The 14603-nt window shown below is 64.3% G+C and carries 13 protein-coding genes; 11 read left to right on the forward strand and 2 right to left on the reverse strand.

All coding sequences use genetic code 11. The features are described 5' to 3' along the window. Positions 1 to 14 precede the first annotated feature (14 nt). Positions 15 to 935: a DMT family transporter gene (locus AC07VL_RS00710; RefSeq protein ID WP_494804162.1), complete on the reverse strand. Its 921-nt coding sequence runs from the start codon at positions 933 to 935 to the stop codon at positions 15 to 17. Between the two features lie 80 nt (positions 936 to 1015). Beyond that, positions 1016 to 3499: an alkaline phosphatase D family protein gene (locus AC07VL_RS00715; protein WP_494804163.1), complete on the reverse strand. Its 2484-nt coding sequence runs from the start codon at positions 3497 to 3499 to the stop codon at positions 1016 to 1018. Between the two features lie 144 nt (positions 3500 to 3643). On the opposite strand from AC07VL_RS00715, the gene AC07VL_RS00720 reads away from it, so the two are divergent. The 11 genes from AC07VL_RS00720 (at position 3644) to AC07VL_RS00770 (ending at position 14561) form a co-directional block, all read left to right on the forward strand. After that, positions 3644 to 4369, forward strand: a complete 726-nt coding sequence (locus AC07VL_RS00720) for a YebC/PmpR family DNA-binding transcriptional regulator (RefSeq protein ID WP_494804164.1) — start codon at positions 3644 to 3646, stop codon at positions 4367 to 4369. 164 nt (positions 4370 to 4533) lie between these two features. Then, entirely contained in the window at positions 4534 to 5802 is a 1269-nt protein-coding gene (purD, locus tag AC07VL_RS00725) for a phosphoribosylamine--glycine ligase (protein ID WP_494804165.1), read from the forward strand. A 96-nt stretch (positions 5803 to 5898) separates the two neighbouring features. Beyond that, positions 5899 to 7449 carry a class I SAM-dependent methyltransferase gene (locus AC07VL_RS00730; RefSeq protein ID WP_494804166.1) on the forward strand — a complete coding sequence of 517 codons (1551 nt, stop codon included), beginning with the start codon at positions 5899 to 5901 and terminating at the stop codon, positions 7447 to 7449. 140 nt (positions 7450 to 7589) lie between these two features. Further along, a complete protein-coding gene (hemF, locus tag AC07VL_RS00735) occupies positions 7590 to 8504 on the forward strand; it encodes an oxygen-dependent coproporphyrinogen oxidase (RefSeq protein ID WP_494804167.1) in 915 nt (304 codons plus the stop codon). Between the two features lie 41 nt (positions 8505 to 8545). Continuing rightward, the gene (nadD, locus tag AC07VL_RS00740; RefSeq protein ID WP_494804168.1) at positions 8546 to 9193 is read left to right on the forward strand and encodes a nicotinate (nicotinamide) nucleotide adenylyltransferase; all 648 of its coding nucleotides are present in this window, start codon (positions 8546 to 8548) and stop codon (positions 9191 to 9193) included. Continuing rightward, positions 9194 to 9883, forward strand: coding sequence for a ribosome silencing factor (gene rsfS, locus AC07VL_RS00745; RefSeq protein WP_494804169.1), 690 nt, complete (start codon positions 9194 to 9196; stop codon positions 9881 to 9883). A 6-nt stretch (positions 9884 to 9889) separates the two neighbouring features. After that, positions 9890 to 10360, forward strand: coding sequence for a 23S rRNA (pseudouridine(1915)-N(3))-methyltransferase RlmH (rlmH, locus tag AC07VL_RS00750; protein ID WP_034747108.1), 471 nt, complete (start codon positions 9890 to 9892; stop codon positions 10358 to 10360). A gap of 9 nt (positions 10361 to 10369) precedes the next feature. Next, the gene (locus AC07VL_RS00755) at positions 10370 to 10990 is read left to right on the forward strand and encodes a Maf family protein (RefSeq protein WP_494804170.1); all 621 of its coding nucleotides are present in this window, start codon (positions 10370 to 10372) and stop codon (positions 10988 to 10990) included. Positions 10991 to 11033: 43 nt separating this feature from the next. Further along, entirely contained in the window at positions 11034 to 12497 is a 1464-nt protein-coding gene (gene rng / locus AC07VL_RS00760) for a ribonuclease G (protein ID WP_034747098.1), read from the forward strand. A 2-nt stretch (positions 12498 to 12499) separates the two neighbouring features. Then, entirely contained in the window at positions 12500 to 13282 is a 783-nt protein-coding gene (locus tag AC07VL_RS00765) for an AraC family transcriptional regulator (protein WP_494804171.1), read from the forward strand. 79 nt (positions 13283 to 13361) lie between these two features. Next, a complete protein-coding gene (locus AC07VL_RS00770; protein WP_494804172.1) occupies positions 13362 to 14561 on the forward strand; it encodes a LysE family translocator in 1200 nt (399 codons plus the stop codon). Positions 14562 to 14603 lie beyond the last annotated feature (42 nt).

A 14603-nucleotide genomic window follows, 5' to 3' on the forward strand; every position in this document is an offset into this window, starting at 1 on the left:
GTGGGTGGGTGGAATTATTTCTTTTTCGACAGCAAGTAAATACCGGCCAAGACCAGGCTGGTGCCGGCCAGTTGCCAGTTGGTGATCGGTTCATCGAGGATCATGGCGCCCAGGAACAGGGTCGATACGGGGCCGATCATGCCCGCCTGCGACGCGACGGGCGCGCCGATGCGCTCGACGGCGATCATCGTCATAAAGACCGGCATCACCGTGCAAAAGATGCCATTGAGCAATGACAAGCCATACACGGGCATGGGCTGGATCAGCAATTCGACGGGGCGCAAAATAAAAAACTGGGCGATGCAGGCAAAGCTGGCCACGCACATCGCGTAGCTGACCAGGCGCATGGAGCCGATGCGCTTCACCAGTTCACCCGAGCCCAGCAGGTACACGGCATAGGAACAGGCCGAGCCCAGCACCAGGGTCGAGCCCAGCGCCACATTGCTGGCACCGCCCTGCAAGTCATGCACGAACACCAGCACGATGCCGCAATACGAGGTGAACAGGGCCAGCCATTGCAGGCGGCTGATGCGCTGCTTGAAATATACCGTGGTAATCAGGAGCACGAAAGTGGGCGTGAGGAACAGGATCAGCCGCTCCAGGCCCACGGAAATGTATTGCAGTCCGAGAAAGTCCAGATAGCTGGACAGGTAGTAGCCGACGAGACCCAGGCCCACCAGACGCCAGCGGTCGCTGTTTGATAACGGCGGCTCCGTGCGCATCTGCCAGTACGCGATGACGGCGAACACGGGCAGCGAAAAGATCATCCGAAAGGCGATCAGGGTGACGGCATCGATCTGGTAGCGGTACAGCAGCTTGGCGACGATGGCCTTGGTGGAAAACAGCACCGCCCCGCCCACGGCGATGGCCAGGCCACCGAGGTAGACGGAACGGGGAATCGAAGGAGGCGTTGCTTGCGGGGAACTGGAGCTCATGCCCAGATTGTAATGGATAAGCACAAGTTTGCCGGGCCGGCCCTTCCAGGCCGGCCGCCAGCCCCGACTCCAGCGACAGGTCAGGAAATACTCACTCCCACCGTACCGGCCGCCACCGTGGCCGTCGTCACGCGTGCGATCACGTTCGCCGGCGCCGCCGTGCCGACCAGCTTGTTCACCTGCTTGAACTGCGCCACCAGCTTGCCCGGCGTCAAAGTGACCACCGTGTAGCCCTGCGCATCCGTGTTCAGATGCTTGATCCACGGATTGTTGCCCAGGCCGGACAATTGCTGCGCCAGGCCCAGCAGGGTCACGCTGAAGTCAGTGCTCGCTTTCAAGCCGGCCTGCACGGCCGTCACCGTCGCATCGAGCTGCGCTTCCGGCACGCCCTTGGCGGCCAGGGCGCCGCGCAGCTGCACGCGCAACTGCTCCAGCAGGCTGTCGACGGTCGGCACGGCCTTGCCCATGGTGTAGTCGAGCAGGTTGATGTCCAGATTGACCGTGCCCAGACCCGTGACGGGGATGGCCAGCGGGTAGCTGACGAGGGTGCCGATGTCGCCCATGGTGCCGGCCGCCGACTTCAGGTAGCTGAAGAAGGAATCCGAGCTGACGCCCGCCGAGACCAGGTCGACCATGACGGGCGTGCCGCCGCCCGCCGCATCGAAATCGTCGTTCACGGTACCGGCGAAGAAGGAGTGGATATCGCCGGTCATCGCCACCACGTTGCCGATGGCATTCGTCTTCAGGTGCGCCATCAGGTTCTTGCGCTCGCTGTTGTAGCCATCCCACTGGTCGCAATTGAGCAGGAAGCGCGTGAAGAACGGCGCCAGCGCCGCCTGCTGGCCGGAAGCGGCGACAAAGCCCGATGCCGCGCCCTTGGCCTGCACGTCGGGCTTGATCCAGCCAAAGGCGATTACCTGCGCGGCGGCCGTGGGTGAGCCGCTGTTGTAGGCGGCCACCGTGATGCCGGCCTGCGCGGCAGAGAGGCCGGCGCCCACGGCCGCCGCACCCTGCGCGCTGGCGTTGGCTGCTGCGCCGGCGATGGCCATGGCGGCGGCCTGCGCCAGGGGCGTCGATGCGCCCGCCGTCGAGGCGGCCACGATGGCGGACGCCAGCGGCACGCTGCCGCCCACCAATGGCAAGGTTGTGGCGATGGCCTTACCCACGTTCGTCATGGCGTTCAGGGCCAGCAAGGTGGCGATGGCATCCGTGCCATTCAGGCCCATGCGCAGCAGCGATACCTCATTGCCCCACAGCTTCCACGTTGACGTGGCCGCCTTCATCTTGCCCTTCCACCAGTCGCGCTGCGTGCTGCCCAGCATGCCGACGGCGGCCAGCGGGTCCGTGCCGGCCTTCGTCGCGGCGGCCATTTTCTGTCCTTCCACGCTGTCGAACAGCGCTTGCGGCACGAGGTAGCGGCTGCCGATGCTGCCCATGGGCTTGCCCGTCGCGGGGTTGATGGTCGATTCGGCAATCGCATGGTCGGCGCGGTACAGGCGCTCGTCCGTCATCACCAGTTGCATCAGTTTGCCGAACTGGAAATCGCGGTAGATCTGGATATTCTGGAAGGTCGTCGCGGCGCTATCGAAGGTGACGTCGGCCGGCATGTATTCGAACCACGCCTGGTTGGCGCTGCGGCGGCGGGCCGGCTGGTGCAGATCGCTGCCGTCGGCCGCCACGATGCCTTCGTAGGTGGACGCATCCTGCCAGGCATCGTCCGTGAATTCGTGGTCGTCCCAGATGGCGATGAAGGCAAAGCGCTCGTGCACGGCCTGCAGGCGCGTATCGGTGCGGTATTTCTTGTACAGGTAGCGGTAATCGGCCACCGTGGTGGCGTATTTCGCGCCGGAGGTGCCGCTCTTGAACGTGCCATCGGGCAGCTTCAGCTGGTCATGGCGGCTCTCCACGGCGCCGCTCTGGAAGGCTTCGCCCACCGTTTCATAGATGTAGTCGCCCAGGTGGACGATGAAGTCGAGCGATTCGTTGGCGGCGATGTGCGACAGCGCGCCCCAGTGGTTGATGCTCCAGTCCTGGCACGTCAGGTAGGCGAACTGCAGCTGGCTCACGTCGGCCGTGGCGGCGGGCGCCGTCTTGAAGCGGCCCACGTTCGAGCGCACGTCGCCGGCAATGAACTGGTAGAAATACACCTGCCCAGGCTGCAGGCCCGTCACCTTGTGGCGCAAGGTATTGTCGAAATCGGCCTTCAGCGGCAGTTTCGCATCGACGACGGGCGTGCCGGCCAGGGCGGTATTGCCGCCCAGCGCGGCCGTATTGTCCGCCGCGCTGACGATGAGGCGCACGGCGACGTCCGACTTGCCGGCCACGGCAGGCGCGACGGCATCAGAGCTGGCGGGCACGACGCGCGTCCACAGCATGACGCTATCCGGGCGCGGATCGCCCGAGGCCACGCTTTGCGGGAATTTCCAGTCGCTGCCCGAGGCCAGCGACACGCCGGGGTCGCTGTAATCGGTACTGCCGCAGGCGGCAAGCCCGGCGGTAGCCACCGAGACGGTGATAAAGCCACCCAATTTCAGAAATTGCCGCCTGTCCATTTGACTTGCCATGATGTCGCGCCCTCAACTATGGTGAAAGCGCGTCACTTTAACAACAGATTATGTCCGCTTGATGACGGGGCCATGCCGCTTGGCAGGGGGCCGATATGCTAAAATGTCGGCCACAATTGAACACCCGTCTAAGGAAGATTCGACATGGCAGGACATAGCAAATGGGCCAACATCAAGCATAAAAAGGCTGCCACGGATGCCAAGCGCGGCAAAATCTGGACTCGCCTGATCAAGGAAATCACGGTCGCGGCCCGTATGGGCGGCGCCGACATCGCGGCCAATCCGCGCCTGCGCCTGGCGGTCGACAAGGCGGCCGACGCCAATATGCCGAAAGACAACGTCCAGCGCGCGATCAACCGCGGCAGCGGCGGCGTCGATGGCGCCAACTACGAAGAAGTGCGCTACGAAGGCTATGGCGTGGGCGGCGCTGCCGTCATCGTCGAATGCATGACGGACAACCGCGTGCGCACGGTGGCCGAGGTACGCAATGCCTTCAACAAGAACGGCGGCAACATGGGCAACGAAGGCTCCGTCGCCTTCATGTTCCAGCACTGCGGCCAGTTGCTGTTCGCGCCCGGCACCGACGAAGACAAGCTGATGGAAGCGGCCCTGGAAGCGGGCGCCGAAGACGTCATCGCCGACGAGGAAGGCGGCTTCGAAGTGCTGACCCCCGTGCACGATTTCGCCGCCATCAAGGAAGCGCTGGAAGCGGCCGGCTTCAAGGCCGAAGTGGCCGAAGTCATCATGAAGCCGGCGACGGAAACCGTGTACACGGGCGACGACGCCATCAAGATGCAAAAGCTGATCGATGCGCTGGAGCTGCTGGACGACGTGCAGGAAGTATTTACGAATGCCCTGATCGAAAACTAGGCACGGGGTAAAAAAGTCCATGGCGGCGTTGCATGGCCTCGCCGTACTAGCCGTACTGTCTTCGGCCATGCGCCTTGCCCTGAACATTTTTACCGCGTGCCAGGCAATATGTTAAACAAGGGCGGCACTGCCGCCCTGCAACCCACACTGAACGAACGGTCCCTATGAAAATTCTGGTAGTCGGCTCTGGCGGCCGCGAACACGCCCTGGCCTGGAAACTGGCCCAGTCCGAACGCATACAGATGGTGTATGTCGCGCCGGGCAATGGCGGCACCGCGCGCGATGCGCGCCTGGTCAATCTCGACATCAGCGACCCGCAATTGCTGGCCGACTTCGTTCAGCAGGAACACATCGGCCTGACCGTCGTCGGCCCGGAAGTGCCGCTGGCAGCGGGCATCGTCAACCTGTTCCGCTCGCGCGGCCTGAAAATCTTCGGCCCCACGAAAGAAGCGGCGCAGCTGGAGTCGTCGAAGGACTTCGCCAAGGCCTTCATGCAGCGCCACGGCATCCCCACGGCCGCCTACCAGACCTTCTCCGACGTCGCCCCCGCGCACGCCTACGTCGATGCCATGGGTGCCCCCATCGTCATCAAGGCCGACGGCCTGGCCGCCGGCAAGGGCGTGGTCGTCGCCATGACCCTGGAAGAAGCGCACCAGGCAGTCGACATGATGCTGGCCGATAACCAGTTCGGCGACGCCGGCGCGCGCATCGTCATCGAGGAATTCCTCGCCGGCGAAGAAGCGAGCTTCATCGTCATGTGCGACGGCAAGAACATCCTGCCGCTGGCCACCAGCCAGGACCACAAGCGCCTGAAGGACCACGACCAGGGCCCGAACACGGGCGGCATGGGCGCGTATTCGCCCGCACCCATCGTCACGCCGGCCATGCATGCGCGCGTCATGCGCGAAATCATCGTACCGACCATCCAGGGCATGGCCAAGGATGGCATCACGTTCACGGGCTTCCTGTACGCAGGCCTGATGATCGACGACAAGGGCACGCCAAAGACGCTGGAATTCAACTGCCGCATGGGCGACCCGGAAACGCAGCCCATCATGGCGCGCCTGAAGACCGACCTGGTCACGGTCATGGAACACGCCGTCAACGGCACGCTCGATGCCGTGGAACTGGAATGGGATCGCCGCACGGCCGTCGGCGTCGTCATGGCCGCCGCCGGCTACCCGGACGATCCCGTCAAGGGCACGCCGATCGGCGACATTCCGGCCGAAACGACTGACTCCGTCACCTTCCACGCCGGCACCCGCATCGAAGGCGAGCGCCTGGTCACCAACGGCGGGCGCGTGCTGTGCGTCGTCGGCCTGGGCGACAGCATCAAGATGGCGCAGAAGCAGGCCTATGAAACCGTGGAAAAAATCCACTTCGACGGCGCGCAATACCGCCGCGACATCGGCTGGCGCGGCCTGAAGCATTAATCTGCAGCATTAATTCAACGCTTTTGACACGTCCGGCCTCCCCGCGCCGGCGGCACTGATGGCATACTGCCGTTTTGCCACCAACGCAGGGAAACCATGGCCTGGAATGAAGGATACGTGTCGGATATCGAGTACACCAACGGCTTTTACAGCGACCTGAGTCCGCATCACCTCAATTTCAGCTGCATCCTCAACGGCGTCGAGCCGGTGCCGCTGGATCAGCCTTACACCTATTTTGAACTGGGCTTCGGCCGTGGCCTGACACTCAATGTGCTGGCCGCCACCAATTCGAATGGGCAGTTCTATGGCAACGATTTCAATCCAGCCCATGTCGCTGGCGCGCGCGCCCTGGCGGCAACGGCCCAGCTGGGCAACCTGACCCTGCTGGAAAACAGCTTTGAAGAACTGGCGCAGGGCTGCGTGGCCGGCCTGCCGCAGTTCGATTTCATCACCCTGCACGGCATCTATACCTGGGTCAGCCCGGAAAACCGCCAGCATATCGTCGATTTCATCGCCCGCTACCTGAAACCGGGCGGCATCGTTTCGCTCAGCTATAACGCCATGCCCGGCTGGAGCGCGGCCTTGCCCCTGCAACGCCTGCTGCTGGAATTTTCCGCCAGCTTCCCCGGCCGCAGCGACTTGCAGATACAGGCCGGAGCAGCCTACGTGCAGCAGTTGCAGAACCTACAGGCCGGCTACATCACTGCCAATCCTGCGCTCGCGCCGCGCCTCAATGCGCTTGCCGACAGCGATCCCCATTACAGCGTGCATGAATACCTGAACCAGGACTGGGAACCGCTGTACCACGCCGACGTGATGCGCGATGTGGCGCGCGCCAAGCTCGATTTCGCCGGCTCGTCCGACCTGCCTTTCGCCTTTCCCGAGCTGTACTTGAACGCGGACCAGCAGGCCACCATCGATCTGCTGCCCGACGCCGCCATGCGCGAGACGATGAAGGACTATTTTCTGAACACCAGCTTCCGCAAGGATGTCCTGGTGCGCGGCGCGCGCCGCATGGGGGCGGTGCGCCAGGCCGAGTGCCTGGCCGGCGTACACCTGGCAATGCTGGTGCCGCGCGCGCAGATGGCCTTCACCTTCCAGACCAAGGCCGGCACAATAACAGGCAACGAGCAGGTCTACGGCGCCGTCTGCGACGCCCTGGCGCTCCGTCCGCATAGCCTGGCGGAGCTGGCAGCACTGGAAAGCCTGCAGGGACAGAGCCTGCAAAGCCTGGCGGAAGTGGCTGCCATGCTGGTCACCGGCAGCCAGGTCGTCATGTATTTCAGGGGCGAGGCGCAGGCCGACAGTGGCGGCATCACGGCGCACCGCCTGAACCAGGCCATCGCCGCGCAACTGCGCTATGGCGACGACTACCGCACCTTGTGCTGCCCACTGACGGGCAGCGGCATCGAAACGGAATTCATCGACCGGCTGCTGTTTTCCCTGCTGACCCAGGACCGCGGACAGCCGGAATTGGCGCACCTGCAGGCGCAGGCCGCCGACGCCATGGCGCGCTGCGGGCGCAGGCTGCTCAAGGACGGTGCCGCATGTGCCGACGATCAGGCGCACCAGCTGCTGCTCGATGGTGCCATTGACGCATTCTTGCGCGACAAGCTCCCCGTGCTGAAACAGCTGCGCATGCTGTGAAGGAGGCCGGCGAGGACTGGCCGCCGGCAGCCCCCGCGGCCAGAGTCAAAACCACAGCGCAAGCGCTGGCCTATCACAAAAACGCGTAACAGGGTACAATCCGTCCTTACTTTTTTATTTCGGCCTCGTCGGCCCACGCGATGTCGTCAACTCCCTCTCCTTCGGCCGTCAAGGCCTATTTGCTCGATTTGCAAAGCCGTATCGTGCAGGCGCTCGAAGCGCAGGACGGCAAGCCGTTCCTCACCGATACCTGGCAGCGTCCCGAAGGCGGCGGCGGCATTTCCCGGCTGATCGAGGAAGGCAACGTATTCGAGCGGGGCGGCGTGAATTTTTCGCACGTCACCGGCGCCGCATTGCCGCCATCGGCAGCGGCCGCGCGCCCTGAACTGGGCGGCAAGGCGTGGGAGGCGATGGGCGTGTCGCTGGTGCTGCATCCGCGTAATCCGTATGCGCCTACGGTGCACATGAATGTGCGCTTTTTCACCACGGTGAATGCCGGTGGCGAACCCGTATGGTGGTTCGGCGGCGGCATGGACCTGACGCCATATTATGGCGACGCGGACGACGTGAAGCACTTCCACCAGGTGTGCCATGACGCGCTGGCGCCGTTTGGCGAAGAGCTGCATCCGAAGTTCAAGCAGTGGTGCGACGATTATTTTTACCTGAAGCACCGGCGCGAAGCGCGCGGAGCCGGCGGCATCTTCTTCGACGACTTCAACGCCCTGGGCTTCGACGACAGTTTTGCCATGATGCGCAGCACCGGCGACGCCTTCATCGACGCCTATGTGCCGATCCTGGCACGCCGCAAGGACACGCCCTACGGCGAACGCGAACGCGATTTCCAGTGCTACCGGCGCGGGCGCTATGTCGAGTTCAACCTGGTATTCGACCGCGGCACCCTGTTCGGCCTGCAGTCGGGCGGACGCACCGAGGCGATCCTGATGTCGATGCCGCCCGTGGTCAAATGGCGCTACGACTGGCACCCGGAAGCGGGCAGCCCCGAAGCGGCGTTGTATACTGACTTCCTCGTGCACCGCGACTGGCTGCAGGCGTGACAGGTAGTACGGCGGGAAGCACAGCGCGCAATGCTCCATGCGTGGCGCTGCTGGGCGGCAGCTACGATCCGGTGCACATGGGGCATGTCGCGCTGGGCACGCTTTTTTCCAGCCTGCTGTGCGCCGACGAACTGCGCGTGATTCCGGCCGGCGCACCATGGCAAAAAGGCAATCTTGGCGCCAGCGGCCCGCAGCGCGCCGACATGGCCAGCCTGGCCTTCGCCGGCCTGCCGCTGCCGGTGGTGATCGACCGCCAGGAAATCGCGCGCAGCGAGCATGGCCAGGCCAGCTACACCATCGATACCTTGCGCCAGGTACGCGCCGAACTGGGGCCGCGCGCGTCCATCGCTTTCCTGATGGGCGCCGACCAGCTGCAGCGGCTCGCCACCTGGCGCGAATGGCAGCAACTATTTGAATACGCGCATATCTGCGTCGCGGCCCGCCCCGGCTTCGCGCTGAATGACACAGCAGTGCCACGAGTGGTCGCCGACGAATTTTCGCGCCGCCTGGGGTCACTGGAAAGCATCCGCAACACGCCGCACGGTCTGACTTATCTGGCACAGGACTTCGCGGTGGATATCTCCGCCACCGAAATACGTGCGGCATTACAACGGGGGGATCGGGCAAACCCGCTTGTTTCCCCGCTAGTGCTAGACTATATTGAACAACATAATTTATACAAAAGCTAAATGGACATCAAAAAACTGCAAACCCTCGTCGTTGACGCCCTTGAAGACGTCAAAGGCCAAGACATCGCTGTCTTCGACACGGTACACCTGACCAGCCTGTTCGACCGCATCGCGATCGTCTCCGGCACCTCGAACCGTCAGACCAAGGCGCTGGCCGCCTCGGTGCGCGACAAGGTGAAGGACGCCGGCGGCGAAATCATCGGCATGGAAGGCGAGGACACCGGTGAGTGGGTGCTGGTCGACCTGGGCGACATGATCGTCCACATCATGCAGGCGCCTATCCGCGCCTACTACCGCCTGGAAGAAATCTGGGGCGACAAGCCGGTCAAGCTGGGTGCCGCCAAGCGCGCGCCGAAAAAAGCCGCCGGCGACGAGCCGAAAAAGGTCAGCGGCCACCTGGCGGCAAGCAAGGCCAACGTGGAAGCGACGCCCGTGATCGAGAAAAAGGCGCCGGCCAAGAAAGCTGCGGCCACCACCGCCGCCAAGAAAGCCCCGGCGAAAAAAGCCACCGCGTCCAAAGCCGTCGGCAAGACCGTGAAAGTCGCGCCAACCAAGACCGAAACGGCCGCCGTCAAAGCCTTGAAAGCCCTGCCGGAGAAAAAAGTACGCGCCCCACGCGCGGCCAAGCCGGCAGCCGATGCGGCACCGGCAAAAACCGTGATCAAGCGTATCAAAAAAGTCGAAGCGTAAGCCTCGATGCAGCTCATCATCGCTGCGGTCGGCCATAAAATGCCGGCCTGGATAGAGACGGGCTTCGCGGAATACGCGAAGCGCATGCCGCCGGAATTGCGCATCGTGCTGAAGGAAATCAAGCCGGTGGAACGTTCCGGCAGCAAGACCGCCGCCACGGCGATGGCGCTGGAACGCGAACGCATCGAAGCCGTCCTGCCCAAGGGCGTGCGCATCATCGCCCTCGACGAACGCGGCAAGGACCTGACCAGCGTCGGCCTGTCGCAGCAGTTGATGGCGTGGCAGCAGGATGGCCGCGACACGGCCTTCCTGATCGGCGGCGCCGACGGCCTCGATCCGCAACTCAAGGCCCGTGCCGAAGGCATGCTGCGCATCTCCAGCATGACCCTGCCGCACGGCGTGGTGCGCGTGATCCTCGCCGAGCAACTGTACCGCGCCTGGTCGATCACGCAAAACCATCCCTATCACCGCGTCTGAACTCCCGCCATGAAACCGGCCGATAACAAGATTTATCTCGCCTCAAAGAGCCCGCGCCGGCGCGAACTGCTGCGCCAGATCGGCATCGATTTCGAATTGCTGCTGCTGCGCAGCGAAGGGCCGCGCGGCGCCGACGTCACCGAGGAAGTCCTCCCTGGCGAGTCGGCGCTCGATTACGTCGCGCGCGTGGCGAATGAAAAAGCCGCCTTCGCCTGGGACCTGGTGCGCCGCCGCCACCTGACCCCGCGGCCCGTGCTGGCGGCCGACACCACCGTCAGCATCGACGGCGTCATCCTCGGCAAGCCGGCCGACCGCGCCGAGGCCGTGGCCATGCTGCAGCAGCTGTCGGGCCGCACGCACCAGGTGCTCACGTCGATCGCCGTGCACTACAAGGATTTCGCCGAACAGCGCACGCAGATCTCGCAGGTGCGCTTCGGCGTGCTCTCGCCCGCCTCCATCGCCGCGTATTGCGCCACGCCGGAACCGTACGACAAGGCCGGCGCCTACGGCATCCAGGGCAGCGCCGCGCTGTTCGTCGAACATATCGAAGGCAGCCATTCCGGCATCATGGGCCTGCCCCTGTACGAAACTGCACAGTTGCTAAGGCTGGCAGGTTTGCCCCTGCCCTGATCCCGGGTATGATGTCATTCGTTGCCTCCACTCCCGCGCCTCCATGAACGAAGACATCCTGATCAATATCACGCCGCAAGAAACGCGCGTCGCCCTCATCCTGCAGGGCGCCGTACAGGAATTGCACATCGAGCGCACGCTCACGCGCGGCCTGGCCGGCAATGTGTATTCCGGCAAAGTGGTGCGGGTGTTGCCGGGCATGCAGTCGGCCTTCATCGACATCGGCCTGGAACGGGCCGCCTTCCTGCACGTGGCCGACATATGGGAAGCGCGCGGCCACGACGGCCAGAACGCCACGCCCGCCCCCATCGAGAAAATCCTGTTTGACGGCCAGGTGCTGACGGTGCAAGTGATCAAGGACCCGATCGGCACCAAGGGCGCGCGCCTGTCGACGCAGATTTCCATCGCCGGGCGCATGCTGGTGTACCTGCCGCAGGACAAGCACATCGGCATCTCGCAGAAAATCGAAAAGGAAGCGGAACGCGAGCAATTGCGCGTGCGCCTGCAAAGCCTGCTGCCGCCCGATGAAAAGGGCGGCTACATCGTGCGCACCATGGCCGAAGACGCATCCGACGCGGACCTGAAGGCCGACGTCGATTACCTGCGCAAGACCTGGAGCACCATCACGCACGGCGCGCGCACGCGTCCCGCCACCAGCCTGCTGCACCAGGACCTGAGCCTGGCCCAGCGCGTGCTGCGCGACTTCGTCGGCGATGAAACGGCCACCATCCAGGTCGACTCGCGCGAAAACTATGTCAAATTGCGCGAATTTGCGGAAATCTACACCCCCAGCGAACTGACGCGCCTGCAGCACTACACGGGCGAGCGCCCCCTGTTCGACCTGTACGGCGTGGAAGAAGAGATCCTGCGCGCCCTGGGCCGCCGCGTGGACCTGAAATCGGGCGGCTACCTGATCGTCGACCAGACGGAAGCGATGACCACCATCGACGTCAACACGGGCGGCTTTGTCGGCGGGCGCAATTTTGCCGACACGATTTTCAAGACCAACCTGGAAGCGGCGCATGCCATCGCGCGCCAGCTGCGCCTGCGCAATTTGGGCGGCATCATCATCCTCGACTTCATCGACATGGACAATGCCGAGCACCGCAACGCCGTGCTGGCCGAGCTGAAACGCACGCTGTCGCGCGACCGCACCAAGGTTTCGGTGAGCAATTTCTCGCCCCTGGGCCTGGTGGAAATGACGCGCAAGCGCACGCGCGAATCGCTGGCGCACATCCTGTGCGAACCGTGCCCCGCCTGCGCCGGCAAGGGCCAGGTCAAGACCTCGCGCACGATCTGCTATGAAATCCTGCGCGAACTGCTGCGCGAAGCCAAGCAGTTCAACCCGCGCGAATTCCGCATCCTCGCCTCGCAGGAAGTCGTGGATTTATTCCTGGAAGAAGAATCGCAGCACCTGGCCATGCTGGGCGACTTCATCGGCAAGAAAATCTCGCTGCAGGTGGAGAACGCCTACCACCAGGAGCAGTACGACGTGATTTTGATGTAGCCATGCCGGGCGATACCGCCTTCTGGCGCGATCCGTTGCTCCCCCACGTGGAGAGCCGGCGCGCCTGCCGCAGCCGCGCGTGTTACAAGCCGCACAGCCATCCCTCGTATTCCATCGGCGCCGTCGACGCGGGCGGCAGCGTTTTTACAGGCAGCCATGGCCGCCAGAGCGCACTCAGTCCCGGCAGCCTGGTGCTGGTGCCGGCCGGCTGCGTACACGCCTGCAATCCCCTGTCCGGCGCGCACTGGAGCTACCAGATGCTGCACCTCGACGCGCATTGGCTGCAAGGCCAGGTGCCGCGGTTGCGCACGGATAACGCCACGGTGCTGCATTCTCCCGCACTGTACGCGCAGTTCTGCAGCATGAATGCGCTGCTGTTCTCGGGCGCCCCCGCGGCGGACAAGCAGGCAGCGCTGCTGGCCTTCCTGCATGCCTGCGCCGGCGCCGGCGAGGCATGCACCCTGCCCTCCGCCGCCGCCCGCATCCCCGCGCAGTTGCAATCGGTGCTGCAGGCGCTGCAGGCGCAGCCGCTGGCGAGCCTGGAACAGCTGTCCCGCCTGGCCGGCATGAGCCGCTTTCAATTGATCAGAACCTTCCGCGCCGCCACCGGCATGACGCCGCATGCGTATCAGCTGAACCTGGGCGTGAACCGCGCGCGCGACGGCTTGCAGGCGGGCAGCGCCCTGGCCGATATCGCCTGCGAGCTGGGCTTTGCCGACCAGAGCCATCTGCAGCGCGTCTTCAAGGCCCATGCGGGCATCACGCCGGGGCGCTATCGCCGCTAGCACGGCTGCAATATTCTTCAATACACGGGGGCGGCGTTCCTCGCATACTCGCGCATCGCCCTTACCGGAGCCGCGCCTCATGCAGGATTTTCTCCTCGTCGCCATCGCCCATTTTCTCGCCCTGCTGTCCCCAGGCCCCGACTTTTTCCTCGTCGCCCGCAGCGCGCTGGCGCAGGGCTGGCGCGGGGCGGTGGGCGCCTGTCTCGGCATCACGCTGGCCAATGGCGTGTTCATCGTGGCGGCGTTCGGCGGCGTGGCCGTGCTGCGCCCGGGCAGCGCCCTGTTTATCGCCGTGCAGCTGGCCGGCTGCGCCTACCTGCTGTACCTGGGCTGGCTGTTTTTACGCCATGCGGGCAAGAGCACGCTGGAAGCGCTACCGGCCACAGGCAAGGCGCATTGGCGCGCCGGCATGGGCATGGGATTTCTCTCGGCGATATTAAATCCGAAGAATGCGCTGTTCTATGTCAGCCTGGCATCGGCCGTCGCCAGCCGGCAGCCGGGCGGCGGCTGGGTGCTGTTCTACGGGGTATGGATGGTATGCGCCGTGCTGGCGTGGGATATGGCGGTGGCGCTGGCGATTGGCAACGCGACGCTGCGGCAGCGCTTTGCGCGCGCCCTGCCGGGGCTGGAACGCCTGTCCGGCATCATGCTGATCTTGCTGGCGGCGGCGCTGCTGGCGAATGTTGCCAGCAGCGCCCGTAAGGCGACCCAATCAGGCAGGCAGCGGGTCCAGGTAGAACACGGCATACACTTTCAAGGGCGACGTCTCGGTCGCTTTTTCCGAGCGCACGACGGAACAATCGTCGGCGGCCAGGCTGCGCCAATTCTGGATGCCGGCCTTGGCAAACATGGCGTGCGCGGGAGCATTGGCGGCCAGGTCCAGCACCAGGCAGGCATTACGCGGACCGGCGCCATAGTTGACGGCGCGGATCTCGATGCCGAAGGTCGTCATCCACGGCTCCCACAGGCCCTTTTCCTTGCCAGCGGCAATACGGTCCAGCATGTCGCCAAACGTCAGGCCTTTCTTGACGGTGCTGCGCAAGGCAGCCAGCGAGGGCGCCAGGCGGGGATCAGGCTGCTTGTTGCCGGCGCGAATCTCGGCGATCGCCTTCAATTCCTTGATGATGGCCGCGTCGCGTTCCGTGTAATCGCGCATGCGCGCATAAAATTCAGCGTCCAGGAAGGGATTGACGGTCAGCTTGGCGACGCCCTCTTCGCGGCGTTTGGGTGTAGGCGTGTTGGTTTTAGTCATGGCGATAGAGGGCAAGAGAAACAATGAGGGGCGCCAGTGTACCACCTTGGCGCGGCCGGGTCCCGGGCG

It is taken from the genome of Janthinobacterium sp. GW821-FHT03C08, from assembly GCF_059420905.1.